The organism is Sphingobium sp. B2 (genome assembly GCF_007693735.1).
In the GTDB taxonomy this organism is placed as follows: Bacteria; Pseudomonadota; Alphaproteobacteria; order Sphingomonadales; family Sphingomonadaceae; genus Sphingobium; species Sphingobium xenophagum.
Genome location: NZ_VDBZ01000001.1, coordinates 2,579,121 through 2,594,756, shown reverse-complemented (window position 1 = coordinate 2,594,756; position 15,636 = coordinate 2,579,121). Strand labels below are relative to the sequence as shown.

11 protein-coding genes are annotated in these 15,636 nt (G+C 63.4%); 10 read left to right on the top strand and 1 reads right to left on the bottom strand.

Going from position 1 to position 15,636, the window contains the following annotated elements; all coding sequences use genetic code 11:
* The first annotated feature begins 40 nt into the window (after positions 1-40).
* From FE851_RS12750 to FE851_RS12725, 6 genes are all read left to right on the top strand, one after another.
* Complete coding sequence (locus FE851_RS12750; RefSeq protein ID WP_261370918.1) at positions 41-1,984, top strand: glycoside hydrolase family 3 protein; 1,944 nt, start codon at positions 41-43, stop codon at positions 1,982-1,984.
* 231 nt (positions 1,985-2,215) lie between these two features.
* Positions 2,216-5,140, top strand: coding sequence for a TonB-dependent receptor domain-containing protein (locus tag FE851_RS12745; RefSeq protein ID WP_261370917.1), 2,925 nt, complete (start codon positions 2,216-2,218; stop codon positions 5,138-5,140).
* Between the two features lie 283 nt (positions 5,141-5,423).
* Positions 5,424-6,434 carry a LacI family DNA-binding transcriptional regulator gene (locus FE851_RS12740; protein WP_145202886.1) on the top strand — a complete coding sequence of 337 codons (1,011 nt, stop codon included), beginning with the start codon at positions 5,424-5,426 and terminating at the stop codon, positions 6,432-6,434.
* Positions 6,435-6,495: 61 nt separating this feature from the next.
* Entirely contained in the window at positions 6,496-8,217 is a 1,722-nt protein-coding gene (locus FE851_RS12735; RefSeq protein WP_145202883.1) for a sulfatase, read from the top strand.
* Positions 8,214-9,296: an aldose 1-epimerase gene (locus tag FE851_RS12730; protein WP_261370916.1), complete on the top strand. Its 1,083-nt coding sequence runs from the start codon at positions 8,214-8,216 to the stop codon at positions 9,294-9,296. Before FE851_RS12735 ends, FE851_RS12730 begins: the two co-directional genes overlap by 4 nt.
* A 52-nt stretch (positions 9,297-9,348) precedes the next feature.
* Positions 9,349-10,830 carry a sulfatase gene (locus tag FE851_RS12725; protein WP_261370915.1) on the top strand — a complete coding sequence of 494 codons (1,482 nt, stop codon included), beginning with the start codon at positions 9,349-9,351 and terminating at the stop codon, positions 10,828-10,830.
* Here FE851_RS12725 and FE851_RS12720 read toward each other — a convergent pair.
* Positions 10,806-11,747 carry a LysR family transcriptional regulator gene (locus tag FE851_RS12720; RefSeq protein WP_145202880.1) on the bottom strand — a complete coding sequence of 314 codons (942 nt, stop codon included), beginning with the start codon at positions 11,745-11,747 and terminating at the stop codon, positions 10,806-10,808. The genes FE851_RS12725 and FE851_RS12720 overlap by 25 nt on opposite strands.
* 108 nt (positions 11,748-11,855) lie before the next feature.
* Between FE851_RS12720 and FE851_RS12715 the strand changes: the two genes are divergently transcribed.
* From FE851_RS12715 to FE851_RS12700, 4 genes are read left to right on the top strand one after another with little or no spacing between them, the layout of a single operon-like run.
* Positions 11,856-13,031 carry a DSD1 family PLP-dependent enzyme gene (locus FE851_RS12715; protein ID WP_145202877.1) on the top strand — a complete coding sequence of 392 codons (1,176 nt, stop codon included), beginning with the start codon at positions 11,856-11,858 and terminating at the stop codon, positions 13,029-13,031.
* The gene (locus FE851_RS12710) at positions 13,025-13,441 is read left to right on the top strand and encodes a RidA family protein (protein ID WP_130751865.1); all 417 of its coding nucleotides are present in this window, start codon (positions 13,025-13,027) and stop codon (positions 13,439-13,441) included. The genes FE851_RS12715 and FE851_RS12710 overlap by 7 nt, the downstream gene beginning before the upstream one ends.
* A 22-nt stretch (positions 13,442-13,463) precedes the next feature.
* Complete coding sequence (locus FE851_RS12705; RefSeq protein ID WP_261370914.1) at positions 13,464-14,333, top strand: GNAT family N-acetyltransferase; 870 nt, start codon at positions 13,464-13,466, stop codon at positions 14,331-14,333.
* Between the two features lie 11 nt (positions 14,334-14,344).
* The gene (locus FE851_RS12700) at positions 14,345-15,622 is read left to right on the top strand and encodes an NAD(P)/FAD-dependent oxidoreductase (protein WP_186378811.1); all 1,278 of its coding nucleotides are present in this window, start codon (positions 14,345-14,347) and stop codon (positions 15,620-15,622) included.
* Positions 15,623-15,636: the final 14 nt, after the last annotated feature.

Sequence of the window (15,636 nt, the reverse complement as noted above, 5' to 3'; positions counted from 1 at the left end):
ATAGCGCTAAATTAAACTGACATTGCGAGAGAGGAGGGGCATGGCCTTGAAAGAGCTGTATCGGGGCGTAATGCTGGCTCCGGCCTGTGTCGCGGGGCTTTTTGCCCTGGCCACGCCGCTGGTTGCCGCTGGGCCTGAAGCGCCGCAGTGGCGGGATCTGAACCGCAACAACCAGCTAGACCGCTACGAGGATTCGCGCCTGTCGGTGCAGGAGCGGGTCGATGACCTGATGGCGCGCATGACCATCGAGGAAAAAGTCGGCCTGATGGTGCATGCGAGCCTGCCGGGGCATGGATCGGCGATCGGCGTGTCATCGACCGGCTATGATATGGCGCGGGTGCGCGCCATGATCGAAGGCGGGAAGATCAACAGCTTCATCACCCGGATCGTGGTGAAGCCGGCGGAATTCGCGCGCCAGAACAATATGGTGCAGAAGATCGCCGAGGGCACAAGGCTGGGGATTCCGGCAACGATCAGCACTGATCCGCGCCATCATTTTCAGGCCACGATCGGCGCAAGCACGACGGGCGGTGGCTTTACCCTGTGGCCCGATACGCTGGGATTTGCGGCGCTGGACGACGCCGATCTCGTCCGCCGGTTTGGGGATATTGCGCGGCAGGAATATCGTGCCGTCGGCATCCATATGGCGTTGTCGCCCCAGGCCGATGTGGGCAGCGAGCCGCGCTGGTCCCGCTTTTCCGCGACATTCGGTTCCGACCCCGCAACCATTTCCCGCCTGGCGGGCGCCTATGTGGAAGGGTTCCAGGGCGGCGCGACCGGCGTGACGCCAACGGGCGTCGCGACCGTGGTCAAGCATTGGGTCGGCTATGGCGCGGAGCCGGAAGGGTTTGACGGGCACAATCATTATGGCCGCAACGTCCATCTGACCGATGCGTCATTTGCCGATCATGTCCGTGCGTTCGATGGCCCGCTGGCAGCGGCGAGCGAGGGCGTGATGCCCACCTATGTCGCGCTGCATGGCCCCTCGATTGGCGGCAAGCCGGTCGAGCCGGTCGGCGCAGGGTTCAGCAAACAGGTGCTGACCGACCTGCTGCGTGGCGAAAAGGCATATCGGGGCCTGATCATTTCGGACTGGTCGATCACGCGCGACTGCCCGCAGACCTGCGTATCGCCGGATGCGGATCATCCCCAGGCGCCGCAGGCGATCGGCATGCCATGGGGCGTGGAAACGCTGAGCGTCGCCGATCGATTCGCCAAGGGCGTGGACGCAGGCATCGACCAGTTCGGCGGCGTGGATGATGCCACCCCGATATTGGAAGGCGTGCGCAGCGGCGCAATTTCGGTCGAGCGAATCGATGATTCGGCCCGGCGCATATTGGCGCTCAAGTTCCGGCAGGGTCTGTTCGACAATCCCTATGTCGACGAACAGGCCGCCGCCAGGCTGGTCGGCAATGCCGCCTGGCAGAGCGAGGCGGACAAGGCGCAGCGGCAAAGCCAGATCCTGCTGCGCAACGAGGGCGGATTATTGCCGCTGAAAGGGCGCAAGAAAATCTGGCTTTATGGCGTGGATGAGGCTGTTGCGGCTTCGGCAGGCTATGTCGTCGTCAAAGACCCGTCCGAGGCCGACATAGCGCTGGTGCGCGCCGCCACGCCGTTCGAAAAGCTGCACCCTTATCATTTTTTCGGGTCGCGGCAGCATGAAGGGCGGCTCGACTTCAGGGCCGATGATCCGGCACTGGTGGCGCTCAAGCGGGCGGCGGCGCATGTGCCCGTCATTGCCGCGGTGGAAATGGATCGCCCCGCGGTGCTTACCGCCCTCATGCCGCATGCCAAGGCCGTGCTCGTCAATTTCGGCACCAGCGACGTGGCCCTGTTCGACATAGTGTCGGGACGCAGCCCGGCCTGCGGTTACCTGCCTTTCGCGCTTCCGGCATCCATGGCCGCGGTCGAACGCCAGCGCCCGGACCTGTCGGACGACGAGGAGGCGCTGTTCCCCAGGGGGGCGGGCCTGTGTCTGAAATGATTTGGCAGTATCCGGATCGGTATAGGCAAGTGTCTGGCGCGCAAGGCACTGTTGCAAAACTGTATCGCTCGCCAGGCAATCGTGGGCAAGCTTGCAACGATGTGATTGACAGCGCTGCCATATAAAATTACCGCTACATCAACGGGTGAGCCCCCAAACGTCTAAATCGATGTCGGGGCACATAATCAGGCAGGCCAATTCTGACAGGCCGCCGCAACAGGGGAGGGTATCGTGGCTTCACAGCGTCATCGTCATTATCTGGGATTCTTGCTCGCGGGGGCCGCGATGGCATGCTGCGGCGCTGCAATGGCGCAGGAGCAGGCGGGGGAAGCGGATGGCGCAAGCGAAGCCATCATCGTTACCGGTTCGCGCGTGGTTCGTAACGGCGCGGACATGCCCACGCCGGTTACGGTGGTCGGCGCGGACCTGATTGCCCAAACCGGCGCGACCCAGCTTTCGCAAGTCATCAACGACCTGCCTGTCGTGCGCACCGATACCAGTTCGACGACGGCGTTCGTCGGCGGTGGCGGCAACGGCCCCGGCAACAATCTGATCAACCTCCGCGGTCTGGGCGCGGTTCGCACCCTCGTGCTGGTGGACGGGCTGCGCTTTCCCGCGACGACCTTCACCGGCCTGTTCAACACTGATCTCATTCCAAGCTCGCTGGTCTCGCGGCTGGACATCGTCACCGGCGGCGCGTCGGCGGCCTATGGTTCGGACGCTGTGGCCGGTGTCGTCAACATCATCCTCAACAACAAGCTGGAGGGCGTTCGCGCTTCGGCGCAATATGGCGTGACGGACGCTGGCGATGGGGATGAGCAGAAATACTCGTTCGGCGTGGGCCAGAAATTCCTGGATGGCCGTCTGCACATCATCGCCGGGCTTGATTATCAGGACCGGAAAAGGACGGGCAACTGCTACTCGCGCAGCTGGTGCGCCCAGGAATATGGCGTCATGTCGAACGCCAATTCCGCGCAAAACGGCCTGCCGGCCCTGATCATCTCGCCCGACGTGCGTTGGGCCCAGAATACGCCCGCTGGCCTGATCGTCAGTTCCAGGCTGACCAACGCATTTGGCGGGCAACAGGTGTCGGACGATGGCAAGACGCTGCTGCCCTTCACCTTCGGCCAGCTCTATACGCCCAATAACAACCAGATGATCGGCGGGTCGCGTCCCGGCATCAATCCTGCCAGCAGCGCCTTCGATCTTCAGGGGCCGCAAAAGCGCCTGGCCGCCCTCTTCCGGGCCGAAGCGGAACTGAGCGACAATCTGAAGGCGTGGGTGGACAGCGCCTACGGTCAGACGGACAATCAGGGCACGTTCGCGCAGCTGCGTTCGGGTAACCAGAACGCCGCAGGCACATTGCGGGCGGGCCCGCTCAACACCGGCGCGATCACGCTGTCGGTCAACAATCCCTTCCTTCCCGCCCAGCTGCGCAGCCAGATGCAGCAGATCGGCCTGGCGAACGTCAACATCGGCAAGGCGGGCGATGGTCTGCTGGTTCCGATCGTCGATTATCATGTCGAAAGCTATCGGGTCGCCACCGGCCTGAAGGGCGATCTGGGCGGCTGGACCTGGGACGCCAGCTATGTCCGGGGCGTCAGCAAGCTGGACAATGTCGCGCGCAACATCATCAATCAGAATAATTTCTCGCGCGCGGTTCAGGCCGTAAACGGCACGGGCGCCAATGCCGGCAGGATCGTCTGCGCGGTCAACCAGTCGGTGACGACGGATGCCGCTTGTCAGCCGCTCAACCTGTTCGGCGTCGGCACCGCCAGCGACGCCGCGCTGCAATATGCCTTTGGCACGGCCGTTCAGCGGTCCAGGATCACGCTGGACGATGTCAGCGCAAACGTCCAGGGTCAGCCTTTCGACGCCTGGGGCGGACCGGTTTCGGTCGCGGCGGGCGCGGAATATCGTACCGAAAGCATCGCGGCGGACGTCGACCCGGTATCGGCCGCCGGTGGCTTCGTTCAGAATTACAGCGCCCTGCACGGACGCAGCAAGGTGTTCGAAGTCTATGCCGAGGCCAATGTGCCGCTGCTGTCCAACGTTCCCCTTGCCGAGACGCTGGAAGTCAATGGCGCGGTGCGGCACGCCCATTATAAATTCTCCAGCCCCGAAGCGCCCCTGGCGGGCGGCGCCGTTGGCCCTGCGGACTCCAGCTTCAACGCGGTCACCTGGAAGCTCGGCCTGGTCTACAAGCCGGTAGACTGGCTGCGGATGCGCGGCACCATTTCGCGCGACTTCCGTGCGCCGAACATGAACGAGCAATATATCCTGCCCAACGTCCAGAACAGCGCGATCCTGGACCCGGCCACCAATACCAGCACGCAGGTCGCCACCCAGTCCGGCGGCAACCCGAACCTGCGCCCGGAAATTTCGCATACCAAGACCTTCGGCGTCACGATCCAGCCTGCGGCGATACCCAATCTCCAGCTGTCGGTTGACTATTATGACATCAAGGTCACCGGCTATATCGCAGCCGTGGGCGGCCCCACCCTGGTCACCCAGTGTTTTCAGGGCGCGCAGGATGCATGTGCCTTCGTCACCCGCGACGCTAACGGGGTTCTGACCTTTATCCGCAACATCTCCGCCAACGCGAACGAGTTGCAGGTCAAGGGCTTCGACGTCGAACTGGGCTATCGCAAGCAGATCGAGAATATCGGTACGCTGGACCTGCGCATCCTGGGCACGGCCTATACGAAGCTGACCTATGTCAACGCGGGATCGCCACTGGACGGCAAATGCCAGAACGGCACCGTCACGCAGCAGGCCTATCCCAGCATGTCCTGCTATCAGATCAACACGCGGGCCACCTTCACCAGCGGGCCGCTGACTTTGGGCATGCAGTCGCGCTATATTCCCAAGGGCAAGTTCGGCACCACCTATGTCGGGCCGCAGGATGACGGCTATAGCCCGACCCTGCCGAACAGCATCAACGACAATCGCGTCAAGGCGGTCACCTATGTCGACGTGAATGCGAGCTATCGCATCATCGACAATGGCCCGCGCATGGTGGAAGTGTTTGGCGCGATCAAGAATGCGTTCAACACCAACCCGCCGGTGGCGCCGGCCAACAATATCGGCACCAACGCCAATCTTTACGACGTGCTGGGTCGCACCTTCCGCGTCGGCGTGCGGATGGCCTACTGATCGGACCACTGCCGGATAATGGGCCGCCGCGATTTCGATCGGGGCGGCCTTTTCTTTTGAGCCTGCCGGGCATGGCCCCGGATGGCGGGTACAGGGTAATCGTCATCCCGATGCACAAGCGTGGCGTGCCTGCCCCGCTTTAACGCTAACTATAGCGGCCATTAAACCCGTGCCGCCTTGATGGAGTCGCACTCCGTGGTTGCGCTACATCATGACATTTGCATCTGCCCAACTGCTGCCATAGGCCGGTCGCCCAGCGACAGTCCGTAATGAGGTGAGATTTTTGGTCACGATCTATGATGTGGCGGCCAAGGCCGGCGTCGGCATGAAAACCGTCTCCAGAGTTCTCAACAACGAAGCCCATGTCCGCCCGGCCATGAAGGACCGGGTCATGAAGGCTATCGACGAACTTGGCTATCGCCCCAATCTGGCGGCGCGGCAATTGGCGGCCAGCCGATCCTTCCTGATCACCTTCATATTGAGCGACGTTTTCAGCAGCTATCAGACGAGCATGCTGGTGGCCGCATCGACCGAATGTCGTCTGCGCAATTATCATCTCGTGGTCGAGGTGAGGGATCAGGACGAGACTGCGGAGAGGCTGGTCGAGCGGGTGACGGCCAATCTGCGCCCGGACGGCATCATGCTGGTCCCGCCGCTCTGCAACGACGCCGCGATCGTCAGGGCGATCGAGAGCAAGGGAACCCGGCTGGTCAGGGTCGCGTCCACCCTGTCGGGCTATGGCGACATCGTTCCTGTCAGGGATACGGACGTCAGCCACGAAATGGTGGCGCATATCGCTGCGACGGGAAAGTCGCGCATCGCCCTCATCGCGCCGCCGTTCGACAAGGGCGCCGCCAGCGAACGGGTCACGGGCTATCGGTCCGCCCTTGCCGATGCGCGCCTGCCCTATCGTGCCGGCTATGTCGTGAAGGGGGATTTCACCTTCGCGTCCGGCAAGGCCGCCGCCGAGCAGCTTCTGGCCCTGCCGGAACCCCCCGACGCCATTTTCGCCACCAACGACGCGATGGCGCTGGGCGCGATGGCGGCGGCGCGGCAGATCGGCCTGGACATACCCCGCGACATAGCGATTGCGGGCTTCGACGATTCGCCGGGCAGTCGCACCATGTACCCGCCGCTGACGACGGTGAGGCAGCCGATTCCAGGCATGGCGCGCAATGCCATTTCCGTCCTTCTGGGCCATGCCGACGCGCTGGAGGAACTGGTGCCCGAACTCGTCATCCGTGGGTCCACGCAACCGGGAGCGGCCGCTGAGGTGCATGGCGAGGACATGTAAGGCGCGACATTGACAGCGCTGCCAATTGCGATATTACCGCTCTAAACAGATTGGAGGGGTCATGAAGAGGCTGCGTCTATACGGGTTGCTGGCGGCGGGTATGGTGTTGGCGACATGCCCCGCAACCCTGCTGTCCGCGCGCCCCGCGCAAAAGGCGGCCAGTCCCGCCAAGGCCGAACCGGCGCGCAAGCCGCGGAACGTGGTTTTCATCCTGCTGGATGACCTGCGCTATGACGGCATGGGCTTTTTGCAGCCGGAACTCAGAACCCCCAATATCGACCGGCTGGCGCGGGGCGGCACCTATTTTCCCAATACGGTGGTCACGTCATCGCTGTGCAGCCCCAGCCGCGCGACCATCTTGACGGGCGAAACCGCGCGCAACCATGGCATCGTCGACAATGCGAATTCGTCGGAAGCCGGGCTGACCTTCTTCCCGTCCTATCTGCAGAAGGCGGGTTACCAGACCGCCTTCATCGGCAAATGGCATATGGGCAACGACGTCGACACGCCGCGTCCGGGCTTTAACAAATGGGTCAGTTTCCGGGGGCAGGGGAGCTATTATCCTGCGAGCGGCGATCCCGATGCAGCCGTGCAGGGCGGCGAAACGACGATGTGGAACGTCGATGGCAAGAAGGTCGCGCAGCAAGGCTATATTACCGATGAACTGACCGACTACGCCATGAACTGGCTGGAAAAGGAACGCGACAAGAGCAAGCCGTTCTTCCTGTATCTAAGCCACAAGGCGGTCCATTCGGACCCTCTGCCGCCGCCGCGCTACCGCCATCTGTACGATCGGACCGATTTCAAGATTCCGGCCAGCGCCGCCAACACGCCCGAAAATTACAAGGGCAAGCCGATGTGGGTCTATAACCAGCGAAACACATGGCACGGCATCGATTTCTTCTTCAACACCGATATGAAGATGACCGAATATCTGCGCTATTATTATGGCGCGCTGGCCGCGGTCGATGACAGTGTTGGTCGTATTGCCGACTATCTGAAGGCGAACGGGCTGGAAAAGGATACGCTGGTCGTCTTTACCGCCGACAACGGGTTTCAGATCGGTGATCATGGCCTAATCGACAAGCGGACCGCCTATCAGGCGTCGGTGCGCGTGCCCATGGTCATGTATGAGCCGGGGACGGTGCCGGCCGGTGTGGTCAACACCGGGCGGATACGCAATCTTGACTATGCGCCGACCTTTCTGGACCTGGCCGGGGTGGAGAAGCCAGCGCAGTTCGAAGGGGTCAGCGCATGGCCGCTCATTACCGGCAAGGTCGCGGACAAGGACTGGAAGGCGCCCGACTTCACCTATGAATATTATTGGGAATGGGCCTATCCCATGACGCCGGGTACATTCGCCATTCAGCGCGATAACCTGAAATATATCCAATATTACGGCGTCTACGACACCGACGAACTCTATGATCTGGCGCGCGATCCTGACGAAATGCACAATCTGATCGACGATCCGGCCTATCTTCAGGCCAAGGTCGATCTGCGCAAGGCGCTGTACCAGCAACTGGCCAATCGCGACGGTCGCCACGCCATTCCCTATGGCGAACGCAACGCCATCGGCAGCGTGCGGCGCAACCGCGCGGGAACCGGCGCTGCGCCTTTCCCGGACAGCTGGCTGGTGGAACCCAATCGCGTGGACAGGAAGGACAATGTCCTGCCCGACAGCGTCGCCAAGCAGCGCGCGCATGATGAAGGCAAGGCGTTCGTTCGGTTCCCGGTGCTTGGCTCGCCGGAAGCGAATGAGAATGCGGGAATCAAGGATTGACGGCACGGACGCCTGAGGTGCCGCCGGGGACGTGCCCGCCGCGCTGGGGCGGGCTGGCCATGGCGGCGGCGGCGCTGCTTGCGGCCGCGCCTGCCATGGCGGCCCAGGACGGACCGGGATGCCTGGACCAGCGCCTGTCGGCGACGCTGATCCGCCTCCAGCCTAAAGGTTCGCGCCTGACGGCCGTGATCGCCCCGACGCTGGGTGGACAGCTGGTCGGATTGCAGCTGCGCCGGGCGGGCAAGAGCCATGAGCTTCTCTATCGCGGCATGGATTTCTGCCCGCAGCCCGGCTTTGCGGGCAAGGCGATGGTGATGTGGCCTGCAACGGGACGCACCTTCGCCGCCGATCCGTCGCAGAGCAAGGCTGACAAGGCCGCCGGCTGGCAATGGCAGGGGAAGCTCTGGCCGATGCCGATCCATGGCTTTGCCAAAAATGGCGCATGGTCGGTCGTTACCCCGCCAAAGGGGGTGAGCGGGGCGAGCGTCACGATCGCGTTGCGCGACACGCCCGAAAGCCGCGCGCTGTTCCCATTCCCGTTTCGCCTGTCGATCACCTACGCGCTGCGTGGCGACCGGATCAGCGTCACCCATCAGGTCACGAACCCTGGCGATGTGGCGATGCCCTTTTCGATCGGCAATCACATCACCTTCGCCTTGCCGCTTGGCGGGCAGGGCGACGCTGCCGACGCAAGGATCAGTACCGATGGGCGAGGGCGGCTTTTGCTGGACGCCTATGGACGGCCCGCAGGCACAGGCGCGGTCGGCCCCCTTAAAGCCGCACCTCTCTCCTCGCTTGGCACCGAAACGGCACTTCCTCTGCTCTGGTCGGGTTTTCGAGGTCGCCCCGCCGTCACGCTGACGCAGCCTGGCGTGGGATCGATCATGATCATGCAACAGTCGCGGCGTCCGGCGGAGCGCGATGTCGTTGCCTTCAATCTCTGGGGCAATGTCGAGAAGGGCTTTTTCAGTCCAGAGCCATGGTATGGGCGGCAGAATGCGCTGTCCGATGGCGGCGTCGTGCTGCTGCCGCCGGGACAGAGTTTCACATGGGCGTTCTCCGCCGACATTCGTTTGTAGTTTATGGCAGGGCGTGCGTTCGTCCTGCGGCAGAAGGGATCAGGGAAGCATGATGAGCAGGCAGCGCAGGCAGAGGGCGAGTTTGTGGGTGCAGGCGGCAATGCTGGCGCTGGCCCCCTGCGCCATGTCGCAGCCCGTTGTCGCCAGGACCAGCGCGCCGGAACAGGCCGCCCCGCAGCAGCAGCGCATGAACGTCCTTTTCCTGATCGCCGACGATCTGAACACCCGGACCAGCGCGACCGGCTTCAAGCCCGTCCAGACCCCCAATCTGGACAGGCTGGCGAAGCGTTCCGTGAACTTTGCCAACGCCTATTCGCAATATCCCTGGTGCGGGCCGAGCCGCGCCTCCTTCCTGACCGGGCGACGGCCCGACACCACAGGCGTCTGGGATTTGAAAACCAAGTTTCGGGACAATTTGCCCGGCGTGGTGACCCTGCCGCAATATTTCCGCCAGAATGGCTATTTCACCGGGCGCGTGGGCAAAATCTATCATCAGGGCGTGCCCGGCGACATCGGGACCAGCGGGCCTGACGACACGCCATCATGGGACCGGGTCGTTAATCCTGCCGGGCGGGACAAGATCAATGAGCGGGATGGCCGGATGACCATCCTCAACCCGCATCCGTCCGGGCGGCTGGGCAGCGCGCTCGCTTTCCTGGCGGATGAAGGGACGGACGAGGAGCAGACCGACGGCAAGGTCGCGTCCGAAACCATCGCCATGTTGAAAGAGCATCGGGACGGCCCTTTCTTCATTGCCGCCGGTTTCTATCGCCCGCACGTCCCAGAAGTTGCGCCCAAAAAATATTTCGACATGTATCCGCTGGACAAGGTCAAGTTCGAGCCGGAGGACCCGGCGGCGCTGGCCAAGGTGCTGCCCGCATCCTACGGACTGGTCGGCTTCCAGAATCTGGACCTGACCGTCGATCAGCAGCGCAGCTTCGTGCGCGCCTATTACGCCGCCACATCCTTCATGGACGCGCAGGTCGGCCGCGTACTGGATGCGCTCAAGCCGCTGGGCCTGGATCGCAACACGATCATCATATTCACCAGCGACCATGGCTTCCTGCTGGGCGAACATGGCCAGTGGGAAAAGCAGATGCTGTTCGAAGGGTCTGTGAAGGTGCCGCTGATCATCAACATGCCCGGCGCGAAAGGCAATCGGCGCGTGTCGAGGAAGATGGTCGAACTGGTCGATCTCTATCCGACCATCGCGGAGATCGCCGGACTGCCCAAGCCCGAGGGCCTTGAAGGCGACAGTTTGAAGCCGCTGCTGGACAATCCGGCATCGAAAGCGTGGACGCAGCCCGCCTATAGCCAGGTGCAGGGCGGTCGCAGCGTTCGCGTCGCCCGCTGGCGCTACACGGAGTGGGAGAAGGGCAAGCTGGGCGCGGAACTCTATGATGAGGATCGCGATCCGGGCGAGACGCGCAATCTGGCGGCTGATCCACGCTATGCCCACATCGTCCAGCGGTTGAAGGCGATGTTGCCCGAAGCCTCCCCGGGGCCGCGTTATGGGACTGGCGGGGCTGAATAGCCGCCTGATGGCCTGACCCGCCATGGCACGGGATGCAGATGCCTGCGCATGATGTCGAGGAAGGCCGTGATGCGGCGGCTGCGGCCATGGCGCGCGCCCAGCAGGGCCACCACGTCCACGTCGGGCGCGCGCCAGTCAGGCAGGATCTGCACCAGGTTGCCGGTCGCAAGGTCGTCGGCAAGATCCCATTCCGACCGCATGATCACGCCCAGTCCCGCAAGCGCCCAGCCGCGCATGATCGCGCCGTCATTCGTCGACATGAAAGGTTTGATCCGGATCGTTTCGGGGCTGCTGTCGGGTCGGAAAAATCGCCATAGCGTGACGTCCTCGTCATTTTCCCGCAACGCCAGGCATCGGCACTGTTGCAGATCGACGGGTGCCTTGATGACGGGATGATCCCGAAGATAGGCCGGCGACGCGCAGACGATGCGGCGATTGGGGGCAAGCGTCGTGACCAGCCGGGTCGTCCCGTGCAGCGACCCGATATGAATGACGACATCCCAACTGTCCGATGACAGCGACGCGGGATGATCGGACAGTTCCAGCGCGACCGTGGCTTCCGGATGCAACCGGACGAACTCGCTTACAGCCGGGGCGACGAATTCCCGGCCAAAGCCATAGGGCGCGGCGATCCTCAATTTTCCCCTGACGCTCGTCGATCGTTGGCCCAGCCGTTCGTCCAGTTGCTCGATCGCGTCGACGATCGCCGAGCCCTGGGCGGCCAGAAGCTCGCCTTCATCGGTCAGTATGAGCCCGCGCGACGAACGCTCGATCAGCCGTACGCCCACGCGCTGTTCAAGCGCCTTGAGCCGCTGGGTCACGGCTGGCGCCGACACGTTGAGCCGACGCGATGCGTCCGCCAGCGAGGCTGACCCGGCAATGACCCCGAAGAACAGGAAATCCTCACTCGATAGCATTAAGTCTGACCTTAATTAGAAATGACGAATCTATTAATTGAAGACGACGGGAAATTCCATAGACTGGTTGTCCTGTCACGCCCCCTAAAGAGTGAAGCGGAACCAGCCTTGTTGGATGAAAAGACACGATATGCCGCCGATGCGGGCGCTCAAACGCTCAGGACCGTTGGCACCCCCTGCCTGATCCTCGATCAGGATCGGATGGACCGCAACGTCGCGCGACTGCGCGAGCGGATGGAGCGGCTGGGCGTGCAATTGCGGCCCCATCTGAAAACGGCGAAGTCGGTCGATGCCGCGCGGCGGGTCATGACCGCGCCAGCGGGTCCGGCGACGGTTTCGACGCTGAAGGAGGCGGAGCAGTTCGCACGCGCTGGCGTGACCGACCTGACCTATGCCGTGGGCATTTCCCCCGACAAGATCGACCGGGTGCTGGCCCTGCGTGCTTCAGGGGTCGACCTGTCGGTCACGCTGGACACGGTCGAGCAGGCGCGCGCGGTGGCGGAAGCATCGCGCCGGGCGGGCGACAGGATACCCGCCCTGATCGAGATTGATTGCGACGGTCATCGGTCGGGCGTCCTGCCCGGCGATCGCGCGCTGCTGGTCGACATCGCCCAGGCGCTGGAAGATGGCGGCAGCTTGCGCGGGGTGCTGACCCATGCCGGGGCAAGCTATGGCGCGATCGGCGACGATGCGATCCGCGCAGCGGCCGAAGGCGAGCGCGCGGCGGTGGTTCAGGCCGCCACGCTGCTGCGCGAAGCGGGTTTCGATTGCCCGGTCGTAAGCGCCGGGTCCACGCCGACCGCGCATTTCGCCGAAACGCTGGACGGCGTGACGGAAATGCGCGCGGGCGTGTTCGTCTTTTTCGATCTGGTCATGGCCGGGATCGGCGTCTGCGCGATCGACGATATAGCAGTGTCGGTGCTGGCGACGGTGATCGGGCACCAGCCTGAAAAGGGCTGGATATTGGTCGATGCCGGATGGATGGCGATGTCGCGCGATCGCGGTACCGCCAAGCAGGCGGTCGATCAGGGATATGGCCTGGTCTGCGATGTGCACGGCCAGCCTATGGACGATCTGATCCTGTCCGAAGCGAATCAGGAGCATGGCATCATCACGCTTCGGCCCGGTTCGACGGCGTCGCTCCCCGACTTGCCGATCGGCACGCGGCTGCGCATCCTGCCCAACCATGCCTGCGCGACGGGCGCGCAGCATGACAGCTATCATGTCGTCAGCGGGCAGGGCGACAGGATCGAGGCCGTGTGGCCCCGGTTCGGAGGATGGTGATGACGCGCATCGACGCGACCGGCGACGGCCCGCTTCCCGTGACGACGGCCAATGCGCCCGCGGCAGGCGGTCATTATGCGCAGGCCATCAAGCATGGCGGTCTTGCCTATATTTCCGGCCAGTTGCCGATCGACCCTGATGGCACGCACCGTCCCGAAGCGGATTTTGACGATCAGGCGCGGCTGGCCATCCGCAACCTGCTGGCGGTGGCGCAGGCAGCCGGCAGTTCGGCCGAAAATCTCCTGAAAGTGACGGTCTATATCGTCGGCATCGAAAACTGGCCCCGCTTCAACGCCATCTACGCCGATCTGCTGGGCGACGTTCGCCCGGCCCGGTCGGTCGTTCCCGTCCCGCATCTCCACTATGGCTATCTTGTCGAAATTGACGCCATCGCCGCCTGCGCGGACTGATGGCGCTGAACTGATGCTTGACATGAAAGAGGATAGAGCGATTTCCACCCATCCTTCCATCATCGTGCGGCCCATGACCGGCGCGGACCGGGATCTCGATGGCGCGCTGGCGCTATCGCAGGCGGTCAGCTGGCCATATCGCAAGGATGACTGGCGCATCGCGCTGGAACTGGGCCACGGCCTGCTGGCCGAAGCCGATGGCGCCATCGTCGCCTCCATCCTCTGGTGGCCCTATGGCGACGCCTTTGCCACCTGCGGCATCATCATCGTGTCGCCCGCCATGCAGGGACGCGGACTGGGCCGGACGTTGATGGAACAGATGCTCGACGCGACCGGCGACCGGGCGCTTCTGCTCAATTCGACGGTGGAGGGGCATCGTCTGTATGAAAGCTTCGGGTTCAGCGATGTCGGCACGGTTCACCAGCATCAGGCCCGGCTGCCGGATAGCGTCCCTCCGTTGCCGGACAGCGCGGTGCGAACGGCGCAGGCAAGCGACCTGCCCGCCATCGTCAGGCTGGACGAACAGGCCTTCGGCGCGGCGCGGCCCCGATTGATCGAGGCGTTCAGCCACATCGGCACCGCCGCAGTCATCGAACGGGACGGGGTGATCACGGGCTTTGCCATGTGCCGGCGCTTTGGTTTTGGCCAGGCGGTCGGGCCGGTCGTCGCGGCAACGGCAGGTGACGCGCGGCAACTGATCCACCATTTCATGGCGGAACATGCGGGTACATTTCTGCGGATCGACATTAGCGGCGACAGCGGCCTGGGCGACTGGCTGACGACAAATGGCCTGCCCGAAGTCGGCCACGTCACGACCATGATCCGGGGACAGCGCCCTGCCGTCGCAGGAGAAGTCCGGACCTATAGTCTTGCAAGCCAGTCTTTCGGTTGAAGGCGCAGTTCATGAAACTTATCCCCTATTGGCACGACACGGCCCCCGTCTTTTCTGGCACCGAAAAAGGGCCGGTCGAAGGCGACTATGACGTGGCAGTGGTGGGCGGTGGCTTTACCGGCCTTTCCGCATCATTGGCGCTGGCGAAGAAAGGCGCGCGCGTCATCCTGCTGGAAACCGGGCGGCTGGGCGGATGTGCATCCGGGCGCAATGGCGGGATGTGCAACAACGGCTTTGCGCAGGATTATGCCGGCATGGTCGGCCGCCTTGGCGCGGATGTCGCCAAACGCCTCTACCAAAGCTTCAACAGCGCGGTCGACACGGTCGAGCAGATCGTTCGGGACGAAGCGATCGACTGCGATTTCAAGCGTGTCGGCAAGCTCAAGATGGCGGCGAAACCCGCGCATTATGACAAGCTGGCGCGGTCGCAGGAACTGATGGCGCAGGGCGCGGATCCGGACGCCTATATGGTGTCGCGTCAGGATATGCCCTCGGAAGTCGGCACCGACCGCTATTTCGGCGGGCTGATCTTTCCCAGAAGCGCCGCGATGCATATGGGCAAATTCGTCCATGGTCTGGCAAGCGCAGCGGCGCGCCATGGCGTCCGGCTGCATGAGGACAGCCCGGTCACGGGCATGAAGCGGCTGAACGGCCACGCCCATCGCCTGTCCACGCCATCGGGTGATGTCACGGCCCGGCAGGTGCTGCTGGCGACGGGCACCTCCGCTGTCGGGCCATTATCCTATTTTCGCCGCCGCATCGTTCCGGTCGGCGCGTTTCTGATCGTGACCGAACCCCTGTCGCAGGCGCGGCTGGACAGCCTGTTGCCGCATCGCCGCAACGCGACCGATACGCGCAATTTCGTCAGCTATTTCCGCGTGACGCCGGACAACCGCCTGCTCTTTGGCGGGCGGGCGCGCTTTGCCAGATCCAATCCCCGTTCGGACGTGAAGAGCGGGACCATCCTCCAGAAATCGATGGTCGATATTTTTCCCGGCCTGTCCGACGCCCGGATCGATTATTGCTGGGGTGGCATGGTCGATATGACGGCTGACCGCCTGCCGCGCGCGGGCGAGCATGACGGTCTGTTCTATTCCATGGGCTATAGTGGGCACGGCACGCAGATGTCGACCCATATGGGCCAGATCATGGCCGAGGTGATGGACGGCAACCCCGCCGCCAATCCGTGGGGCGATTTCGCCTGGCCGGCCATTCCGGGGCATTTCGGACCGACATGGTTCCTGCCGTTCGTCGGTGCCTATTATAAATTGCAGGACATATTGCACTGAAACGGTCCCGGATA

Excerpts from the sequence above, each read along its gene's own strand:
- FE851_RS12710 (WP_130751865.1), top strand. The coding sequence starts at position 13,025 with ATGGTGATGACGCGCATCGACGCGACCGGCGACGGCCCGCTTCCCGTG.
- FE851_RS12735 (WP_145202883.1), top strand. The coding sequence starts at position 6,496 with ATGAAGAGGCTGCGTCTATACGGGTTGCTGGCGGCGGGTATGGTGTTG.
- FE851_RS12725 (WP_261370915.1), top strand. The coding sequence starts at position 9,349 with ATGAGCAGGCAGCGCAGGCAGAGGGCGAGTTTGTGGGTGCAGGCGGCA.
- FE851_RS12750 (WP_261370918.1), top strand. The coding sequence starts at position 41 with ATGGCCTTGAAAGAGCTGTATCGGGGCGTAATGCTGGCTCCGGCCTGT.
- FE851_RS12705 (WP_261370914.1), top strand. The coding sequence starts at position 13,464 with ATGAAAGAGGATAGAGCGATTTCCACCCATCCTTCCATCATCGTGCGG.
- FE851_RS12700 (WP_186378811.1), top strand. The coding sequence starts at position 14,345 with ATGAAACTTATCCCCTATTGGCACGACACGGCCCCCGTCTTTTCTGGC.
- FE851_RS12720 (WP_145202880.1), bottom strand. The coding sequence starts at position 11,747 with ATGCTATCGAGTGAGGATTTCCTGTTCTTCGGGGTCATTGCCGGGTCA.